The organism is Metabacillus sp. YM-086 (assembly GCF_048059995.1).
Lineage (GTDB): Bacteria > Bacillota > Bacilli > Bacillales > Bacillaceae > Metabacillus > Metabacillus litoralis_B.
In genome coordinates, this window is sequence record NZ_JBLUOI010000131.1 from 1 (window position 1) to 7965 (window position 7965).

General features: G+C 33.9%; 15 protein-coding genes. 12 read left to right on the forward strand and 3 right to left on the reverse strand.

Annotated elements, in window-relative coordinates; genetic code table 11:
- The 8 genes from comGB to ACEWK1_RS26670 form a co-directional block, all read left to right on the forward strand.
- A partial coding sequence (gene comGB / locus ACEWK1_RS26635; protein ID WP_416636824.1) for a competence type IV pilus assembly protein ComGB occupies nucleotides 1-1067 on the forward strand: 1067 nt, incomplete at its 5' end.
- A 10-nt stretch (nucleotides 1068-1077) separates the two neighbouring features.
- Entirely contained in the window at nucleotides 1078-1392 is a 315-nt protein-coding gene (gene comGC / locus ACEWK1_RS26640) for a competence type IV pilus major pilin ComGC (protein ID WP_212136679.1), read from the forward strand.
- Complete coding sequence (gene comGD / locus ACEWK1_RS26645) at nucleotides 1367-1822, forward strand: competence type IV pilus minor pilin ComGD (RefSeq protein ID WP_212136677.1); 456 nt, start codon at nucleotides 1367-1369, stop codon at nucleotides 1820-1822. Before comGC ends, comGD begins: the two co-directional genes overlap by 26 nt.
- Entirely contained in the window at nucleotides 1788-2135 is a 348-nt protein-coding gene (gene comGE, locus ACEWK1_RS26650; protein WP_212136675.1) for a competence type IV pilus minor pilin ComGE, read from the forward strand. Before comGD ends, comGE begins: the two co-directional genes overlap by 35 nt.
- A complete protein-coding gene (gene comGF / locus ACEWK1_RS26655; protein ID WP_269671071.1) occupies nucleotides 2056-2562 on the forward strand; it encodes a competence type IV pilus minor pilin ComGF in 507 nt (168 codons plus the stop codon). Before comGE ends, comGF begins: the two co-directional genes overlap by 80 nt.
- Complete coding sequence (gene comGG, locus ACEWK1_RS26660) at nucleotides 2559-2939, forward strand: competence type IV pilus minor pilin ComGG (protein ID WP_212136673.1); 381 nt, start codon at nucleotides 2559-2561, stop codon at nucleotides 2937-2939. Before comGF ends, comGG begins: the two co-directional genes overlap by 4 nt.
- Before the next feature lie 41 nt (nucleotides 2940-2980).
- Entirely contained in the window at nucleotides 2981-3496 is a 516-nt protein-coding gene (locus ACEWK1_RS26665; RefSeq protein ID WP_212136671.1) for a shikimate kinase, read from the forward strand.
- Between the two features lie 35 nt (nucleotides 3497-3531).
- Nucleotides 3532-3726, forward strand: coding sequence for a YqzE family protein (locus tag ACEWK1_RS26670; RefSeq protein WP_212136669.1), 195 nt, complete (start codon nucleotides 3532-3534; stop codon nucleotides 3724-3726).
- Nucleotides 3727-3860: 134 nt separating this feature from the next.
- On the opposite strand, the gene ACEWK1_RS26675 is transcribed toward ACEWK1_RS26670, so the two are convergent.
- Entirely contained in the window at nucleotides 3861-4175 is a 315-nt protein-coding gene (locus tag ACEWK1_RS26675) for a DUF3889 domain-containing protein (RefSeq protein ID WP_121662817.1), read from the reverse strand.
- 122 nt (nucleotides 4176-4297) lie between these two features.
- Here ACEWK1_RS26675 and ACEWK1_RS26680 point away from each other — a divergent pair, with 122 nt between their 5' ends.
- Both ACEWK1_RS26680 and ACEWK1_RS26685 read left to right on the forward strand, forming a co-directional pair.
- On the forward strand, nucleotides 4298-4528 hold the full coding sequence (locus tag ACEWK1_RS26680; protein ID WP_212136667.1) for a hypothetical protein: 231 nt from the start codon (nucleotides 4298-4300) through the stop codon (nucleotides 4526-4528).
- Nucleotides 4525-5127 (forward strand): hypothetical protein, encoded by a 603-nt coding sequence (locus ACEWK1_RS26685; protein ID WP_212136665.1) that lies wholly within the window; start codon nucleotides 4525-4527, stop codon nucleotides 5125-5127. Before ACEWK1_RS26680 ends, ACEWK1_RS26685 begins: the two co-directional genes overlap by 4 nt.
- A gap of 194 nt (nucleotides 5128-5321) precedes the next feature.
- Here ACEWK1_RS26685 and ACEWK1_RS26690 read toward each other — a convergent pair whose 3' ends face one another.
- A complete protein-coding gene (locus ACEWK1_RS26690) occupies nucleotides 5322-5462 on the reverse strand; it encodes an anti-repressor SinI family protein (RefSeq protein WP_121662814.1) in 141 nt (46 codons plus the stop codon).
- On the reverse strand, nucleotides 5463-5837 hold the full coding sequence (locus tag ACEWK1_RS26695) for an XRE family transcriptional regulator (RefSeq protein WP_121662813.1): 375 nt from the start codon (nucleotides 5835-5837) through the stop codon (nucleotides 5463-5465). It lies immediately after the preceding gene.
- A 347-nt stretch (nucleotides 5838-6184) separates the two neighbouring features.
- On the opposite strand from ACEWK1_RS26695, the gene ACEWK1_RS26700 reads away from it, so the two are divergent.
- Nucleotides 6185-6922 (forward strand): YveK family protein, encoded by a 738-nt coding sequence (locus ACEWK1_RS26700; RefSeq protein WP_121662812.1) that lies wholly within the window; start codon nucleotides 6185-6187, stop codon nucleotides 6920-6922.
- Nucleotides 6912-7583: a CpsD/CapB family tyrosine-protein kinase gene (locus tag ACEWK1_RS26705; protein ID WP_232273271.1), complete on the forward strand. Its 672-nt coding sequence runs from the start codon at nucleotides 6912-6914 to the stop codon at nucleotides 7581-7583. Before ACEWK1_RS26700 ends, ACEWK1_RS26705 begins: the two co-directional genes overlap by 11 nt.
- Nucleotides 7584-7965: the final 382 nt, after the last annotated feature.

Consider the following 7965-nt stretch of genomic DNA (forward strand, 5'->3'; position numbering starts at 1 on the left):
TCCAAATTCTTATGACCGTTGGGTGTTTCGTTATGAAGATTAAAAAAAAGTGGAAATTGAAAGACCAACTATCTTTGCTAAAAAGATTAAGTAGTTTGTTAGATAAAGGGTATACACTAAATGAAGCCCTGCAGTTTCTTCATGTTAACGAGCATGGGTATAAAAAGGCTGACTTACAGCAATGTATATCATATTTATCTTCAGGTAATTCATTTCGAACAGCACTTTCAAGCTTACAATTTCATCGGGATGTGTTAAGCTATCTCTATTTTGCTGAACAGCATGGGGACCTAGAATTTTCACTAAAAGAATGTAGTGGAATTCTGGATAAAAAACTTACACAGTTTGATAAGCTTACAAAACTACTGCGATATCCTATCTTCTTATTATCAACGGTGTCCATTATTTTACTAATGATCCAATTTGTTATTACCCCACAATTTGAGCAGCTATATGCTTCTATGAATATTGAAACCTCCTTTTTTTCATTATTTTTACTAATTGTTTTTAATGGAATAAAGCTTTTAGGAATTTTGTTAATAGTGGTAGTACCCACAATTGTTTATTACTTCTTTTCCATATTTAAAAAACAGCCCGCAGAAGCTCAAATGAACACAATCATAAAAATTCCTATTTTAAAAAGAATATTTGTTATTTCTCACAGTTATTTCTTTGCCCTGCAACTGAGTAATTTATTAAAAGGGGGGATGTCTACTTTTGAGAGTTTAAAGGTTTTTGAAAGTCAGAATTTATTGCCATTTTTTAAGGTAGAGGCAGGCTACCTCATTCAACAATTACGAGCTGGTGAACAGCTACACCACATTATTGCTGAACGATGTTTTTATGAAAAGGAGCTGTCTCTTGTTATTTTGCATGGACAAGCAAATGGGCAGCTGTCAAGGGAGCTTTACACGTATAGCCAGCTTATTATCGATAAGCTTGAGCAAAAAATGGTGAAAATAATGGAAGTCGTTCAACCTGCTATTTATGGATTCATAGGTATGATCGTATTATTTGTCTACTTATCTATGCTTTTACCGATGTACAAGATGATGGAAAGCTTATAGGAGGTAATCGATGAAGAAAGAAAAAGGTTTTACGTTAATTGAAATGCTAATTGTATTACTCGTTATAACGGTATTACTGCTTATTACGATTCCAAATGTTACGAAGCATAATAGCAGTATTCAAGAAAAAGGCTGTGATGGGCTTATTAATATGGTACAGGCTCAAGTAACATCTTATCAAATCGATCATAAAAAAATTCCTACAATAGGAGAACTACAAACCGGTGGCTATCTACGAAGTACACCTGTATGTCCAAATGGTAATACGGTTGCAATTGCTGCAGATGGAGTTGTTTCTGATGGAGGAGCACCAGCAGCCGATTAGTAAAAATGGTTTTACTTTATTAGAAACAGTTCTTGTGTTAGCTATTGTAAGCAGTATGAGCTTGCTTTTTATTGCGAATATTGTTCCTATTTATAATCAAAAAGTTTTAGATACTTTTTTAGATACATTTGAAAAAGATGTCATGTATGCACAGCAATACGCACTGGTAAATGAAGAAAAAGCTTATATAGTATTTGTGCCGAGTCAGAACAAATACACAATTGAAGGGACAATGCTGGGATCAAAACTTATTGAAAGAAAGTATGACAGTCGAATCAAAATTGAGGCTGAAGTATTTTCGAACCGCATCACTTATAATCCTAATGGTTCGATTCGAGCAAGCGGGACTATGCACATTAGCTATTACAATCAGTCATATAAGGTGGTTTTTTATCTTGGAAAGGGTCGTTTTGCTCTTCAAGAACGTTAAAGGCTATTCATTAGCAGAAACAATCACAGCATTTAGTATGTGGATATTAATTGTTTCCATCCTCATCCCTCAGCTTGTTCTTTTAACTCAAGAACGAGTTACAACAAAACAATCTTCTGATGCGTTGAAATTATTACACGAGAAGGTTCAACATGTTGCTTTTTCTGGTGTTGACAAAGAAAACGAAGATATTGAAAAAGACTCAGTAGTTTATCACTTAACATGGAGGGAGGATGGTGGGGATCAAAAGGCATGTATGGAATGGTCAAGTTTGTTTAAAAAAACAAAATCGGTTTGCCTTCTTGTATCTTAACGAACGGGGGTATACGTTTTTGAATATGCTTCTAACCTTTTTCATTTACTCCTTCATTATTTCAACTCTCACTATTATTTTTCACTTTCTAATTTCTCATTCTCAACATCCAGAAGACTTAAGGCCATTTGAATGGGAACTTTTTATCATACAACTTCATAGGGAATTTAAAGAATCCAGTAATATAACCATTCAGGATACAGAATTAACGTTTACAAATCATAGTGGACAACATGTTAGTATTAATCACTATAAAAACCTAATTCGTAGACAAATATCCGACAGAGGCCACGAAATCCTCCTTTTAAAAGTAAAAACAATGACTTTTCACCAAGTTGACAGAGGAATTCAACTTTCTGTCATAAGTGAGGCTGGTAAGGTTTATACCTATACATTTAGATCTTATAAGGAATTAGTCAAAGTATGAAGGACGAAAAAGGCTTCATTATGCCAAGTATGATGGTGATCGTGTTTTTCTGTTTGCTAATAACAGCACATATCTCAACGTCCTTAGTAAATGAAAAAAAATTCTATGAGGAAACAAAACAATATTATACTCTTGATTCAATCATGCAAGTTGCAGTTGAAAAATCACTAAAGGAAGTAAAAAGTGGATCTGCTTTACTTAATGAACAGATTTCAGTGAACACGTATAATGGTCAATTCACTTACCTGGTTCAAGAAGTCTCACCACTGATTTTTAATGTTTCGATCACGTGCCAAACAAATGAAGGAAAAGAATATACGGCTTCTTATCAATATGATTCTTCAAAAAATGAAATGAATGTATGGTCTGAATATTAAAAATTATGGTATTGTAGAAAGAAAACGTGGAGGAACTGGTTTTGGAAGCAATTTATTTAACTGGATTTATGGGAGCAGGAAAAACAACAGTTGGTCAGCAACTTGCACAAAACATGAAACTTCCTGTTATTGATACAGATCAAGAAATTGTAAAAAAATTAAATAAGAGCATTAAAGAAATATTTGAAGAATATGGTGAAGCCTTTTTTCGCGACCAAGAAACAAAAATCTTAAAAGAACTTCCAACAAATGACGTTATTATTACAACTGGTGGTGGAATTGTCATTAAAGACGAAAATAGAGCTTGGATGAAAGAACATGGCAGTATCGTGATGCTTCATGCAGATATTGATACAATCTACGAACGTGTTCATTCAGATAAAAGTCGGCCTTTAGCAAGTAAAAAATTAAAACAAGAGCTTAATGATTTATATCAATCACGAGTAAATTTTTATGATGATTGTACAGTGTTAATTGAAACGGCACAAAAAAATATTGAAGATATTGTGAATGAAATAAGTATACGATTAAATGCTAAGAACTTTGGAAATAAATAGAGGTAGATACCATTTATTAATTGAGGTGTTTTACCTTGTCTACAAATGACTATATAAAGTATGTTACACAGCAAATAGTTAAACATATGGACACGCCTAAAGAAACAAGAAAGCAGCAACGGCAGGAACGCAAGGACCTTGATGCATCTTCGTCATATTACAGTAATCGTTGGTTAGGTGTTCTACCTTTTGCAGTAAGATTGTTAATGAATAAGAAAAAAGATCAATAAAAGATGGGAAAACAGTACAGTCATTAACTGTGCTGTTTTTTTATATAACAATAAAAATGCTCTGTCATAAAGCGAATTTATATGACAGAGCTAATCTGGTCGACATTATTTTGCAAATATCGGGGAGGCACCACCTATGCCTCCGGTACAACCTGAATTTTTTTGATTTCACCAGTTTTTGAGTCATATGTTATGGTTGTATAGACAGCAAAGTCGTCCATACCTTCACGTAATGTTAAGCGGTATTGCTTAACTGTAAAATCCTTTTTCTTTTTGTCCCAAATTTTTTGAGAAAACAATACTTGTGATAATGGGTAACGTTTTTTTGTTTCTTTTACTGCAACATCTTCCCATGTTTTCTGAGAAACAGCATGAACTTCAGGTGAAAATGAAACCTGTGTTGCTGTTAATCCGTACAGTATTGTAAGAAAAAATATCCATTTCTTCACCTATGAACACCATCCTTGCTACATATTTTTACCAATACATTGAAAATCATACATAGTTTGTAAGGTGTAATCATATGGAGGGAGTAGGAGTTGAGAAGAAAACAATAAAGGGGGTAACAGTGATGGCAGGTTTCATTGTGGTGTTGATTTTTATTACGCTTCTTTTCATTGGTCTAGCAGCCGGTATAGGAACAAAGTCGAGGAAAAATAGAAAGAATAGAAATGAGAATTCGTCCTTTATCCCACCATTTTTTATTGGTGATTCCCATGACAAACAGAATCATCATGATTCAAATGATTCCTCTGGCGGATTTGGAGATTTTGGAGGTGGCGATGGTGGTGGAGGAGATTGAAAAGGATTATTTTCATTCTTTCTATTATCTTCCTCATTGGGTGCACTACAGAACCGACTCAATCCGAAATGTCAATCAGTCCAACAGAACTGACAAGCAGAGAGAAATCAATATTGGAAGGAGTAATTGGTCAGGAAATACTTAGTTATGATGTAAGCTCGCTTCCTAATGACCATCAACTTCGTTTAACTGTTGAACATTATCACAACGGTGAAAAGCAAAATCATGTAGCAAATATGTCCAGTTCCATTACAGCAAAAGACAAACCCCATACGCTCTTCTTTTCAAGAGAGAAGACAGATGAAGGCTATACGATCCATGCATTAGTATTGTCGGAAAATGGTGTGAGTGCAATGGAAGCTTATAAAGAGTACAATACAAAAAATTTATCCTTATTGTTTAAGAAATTAGAGGAAGAAATAACCTTCAACACGAACGAAGAAATCATTGTAGGTGTTACAATTGAAGATAGTGGAAATGAGATCATCACTGGATCCCTTCAAGAAGATGATCCACGTTTTAAAGAGGTGATCGCTAAGTATCAGGATGTTTTCGTTTATAAAGTTTCTGTAAGTAAAGATCAAAAGGTCATTGATTGATGGCCTTTTTTTTCCTATTATAACTATCTAATTGTACGAGACATTCTATCAAATAGTTATATGCTATTTTAATTCAATTGGAATCCCGAATAAAATTTAGCATATATAAGCCATAGCATATATAAGCCATAGCATGTTTAAATGTACTTTTTCTGAAAAATAAATAAGTAAATAAAAGGCCGGAAAATGGCCTTTTATTCATGAGAAGCTACCTGTTGGTGAAGGAACTCTTGGACCTCATTAAAAGATAAGCCAAGCTGCTTTGCTTCTTTCATTAATTCTATCCATTCTACATCTAATTGCTCGTTATTTAGCTTTTCCTTCACAACATTCATTCAGCTGTCCTCCTGGATAAGGTTTTCCTTTTTCATCTTTGTTTCTTTCCATTTTCGAAATTTCAAATAATCCCTAAACTCTTTAAAATCTTTTTTACTCATGCCTTCCTCAATCGCCTTATTCAATAATTTACTCCATTCCTTATCAAGAACAATCTCTCTTGACAGCTCCTCGGAAGGCGAAGAACCTAGTAGCACTTCAACCTCTATCTCGAGAGTTGAAGCAATCTTTTTTAAAAATTGAAGTGAGGGATTTTTCTGCACATCGCGTTCAATATAGCTTAGGTAAGACTTGGACACCCCTGCTAACTCAGCTAATTCAGTTATTGAATATCCCTTTTCCTGCCTCAACTCCCTTAAACGTTTTCCAACCATATGGTTCTCCTTATCATAAAAAGAAAATTGTTAACAAGTTCATTATAAGGAACAATTTGTTCTTAATAAAATAACAAAAACATATGAATGGAAGAGATTTCATGAGAAAATAAGACCATGCTGTTCGTTTTAACGAAAAAACAACAAAATTTAAGAGTTTTTTTAAATCAATTAAATCGGATATAGTTATATATATAATGAACAATGAACATATAGGCAAATGTTTATGGAACGTTTCTAAGAAAGGTAATAAAGAATTTGAAAATTCGCTAAAAAGGATTGACTTGTTCTCTATTGTGAACTATCCTATGAATAGGTTCAAATAAAATAAACGGGGGGAATTTTAAATGTCAGGCCTTCAAGACCTTGATGATAAACAATTACTTGAACAAAAATCAAAAGAAATTAACATAAGAGAGTTGTTACTAGTAATTAAAAGATATTTATGGATCATTCTATTGGTAACTGTAATCTCAACCTCCGCGGGAACATATTATTCTATTTCTTCATACACTCCTATGTATCAATCGGCTTCAAGAATGATATTAAATGCCGATAGTGGCCTAATGTCAACACTTAAAGTGATCATTCAAGACACAACTGTATTGGAAAAAGTAGTTGAAAAACTAGATCTTCCCTACCCTCCAGAAGTACTTAGCAGTAAGATTATGGTTGCCAGTATCGGTGACTCAAAGGTTGTCACTGTTACGGTAACAGATTCAGATCCAAAGCAGGCTGCAATTTTAGCAAATTCTATAGCGGAAACTTATAAAGAAGAAATTCCGGGAATTATTGGGTTTAATGATGTTAAACTTCTATCACAAGCAAAGGAAGTACCGTTTCCGATTAATGAAGATAAAAATAAACCAATAATATACGGTTTTGCTGGTGGAATAGTAGTCAGTATTGGTCTAGCCTTTTTACTTAACACTTTAAATAATAGCATAAGAAAAGAGCACGAAGTTGAAGAATTATTAGGTTTACCAGTTCTAGGAACTGTGCCAAAAATGAAGAAAGCAAATATGCAAGGTAAACAAAAACGTTCAGTGAGATTTGATTACGGGAGTGAGACAATTGGTTCTTAGTTTAATTAACAAAAATAAAGCAATGAAAGAAATCACAAGACGTCATTTTGTTTCCCATACATACCCCAACTCTGAAATTGCTGAACGTTTCCGTACTATAAGAACCAATATTCAATTTAGTTCGATTGATAAAAAGCATCAATTGTTAATGATAACTTCCCCCTCTAATGGAGAAGGGAAAACAACAGCAGCTGTGAATTTAGCCATTTCGATTTCACAGCAAGGTGAAAAAGTATTGTTAATAGATGCTAATTTAAGAAGACCAAAACTTCAACAAGCATTTAATATAAAAGAAACAAAAGGACTTACAGATGTTCTAATCGAAGGTATTCCTTTAGAAGAAGCAGTCTTTCAAACGCAGATTGGACAATTAGATGTGCTTTCAAGTGGAACCATTCCCCCAAATCCTGCAGAAATTATTGGATCAGGAGCTATGAGTCGTTTTCTAATAGAAGCAAGAAAAGAGTATAATGTTGTGATATTTGATTGTCCCCCAGTTCTTGAAACGACAGAAACCAAATTATTAGCAGGGCAATGTGATGGTGTAGTGTTAACACTAAATAGTGGAAGAACAGATCAGGAAAAAGCTTTAGAAGCCAATAGATTATTAAAACTTGTACGAGCGAATGTTTTAGGTGTTATATTGAATGCTGGGGAATAAGCTTTATTTGCTCGATTGTTCTTTATTGAGAATATTTTGTGAGTAATAATGAAAAGGTGATGTCTCCTTGCCTTTATCAATGGAGGCACTCGACCATGCTGTGGGTCTAAAAAACCTTAGATGCGAGTCGTCAAGAGTGTGGTGTGAGGGAGGGTTAAATGCCCACATATATTAAAATGATTACCTATATTTCTCGAGTTAGAGGTTTATAGGTAATCATTTTAGTTAAAGGAGCTGAAACCATGAAGGAGTTTGATCGCTTTCCAAAGGTCATGAAAAAGCTCTTGCGTTACATAAAACAGGATGCATCAATAGAACAGCTTGAGCAGTTTAAGAAAGAATTAGATTATGCCATACAAAGAAGAACAATAGTAATAAAGAA

What these genes read in the sequence shown, in the direction of transcription:
- comGC (WP_212136679.1), top strand. Translation starts at nt 1,078, where the DNA reads ATGAAGAAAGAAAAAGGTTTTACGTTAATTGAAATGCTAATTGTATTA.
- comGD (WP_212136677.1), top strand. Translation starts at nt 1,367, where the DNA reads ATGGAGGAGCACCAGCAGCCGATTAGTAAAAATGGTTTTACTTTATTA.
- comGF (WP_269671071.1), top strand. Translation starts at nt 2,056, where the DNA reads ATGGTGGGGATCAAAAGGCATGTATGGAATGGTCAAGTTTGTTTAAAA.
- comGG (WP_212136673.1), top strand. Translation starts at nt 2,559, where the DNA reads ATGAAGGACGAAAAAGGCTTCATTATGCCAAGTATGATGGTGATCGTG.
- ACEWK1_RS26680 (WP_212136667.1), top strand. Translation starts at nt 4,298, where the DNA reads ATGGCAGGTTTCATTGTGGTGTTGATTTTTATTACGCTTCTTTTCATT.
- ACEWK1_RS26690 (WP_121662814.1), bottom strand. Translation starts at nt 5,462, where the DNA reads ATGAATGTTGTGAAGGAAAAGCTAAATAACGAGCAATTAGATGTAGAA.
- ACEWK1_RS26695 (WP_121662813.1), bottom strand. Translation starts at nt 5,837, where the DNA reads ATGGTTGGAAAACGTTTAAGGGAGTTGAGGCAGGAAAAGGGATATTCA.
- ACEWK1_RS26700 (WP_121662812.1), top strand. Translation starts at nt 6,185, where the DNA reads ATGTCAGGCCTTCAAGACCTTGATGATAAACAATTACTTGAACAAAAA.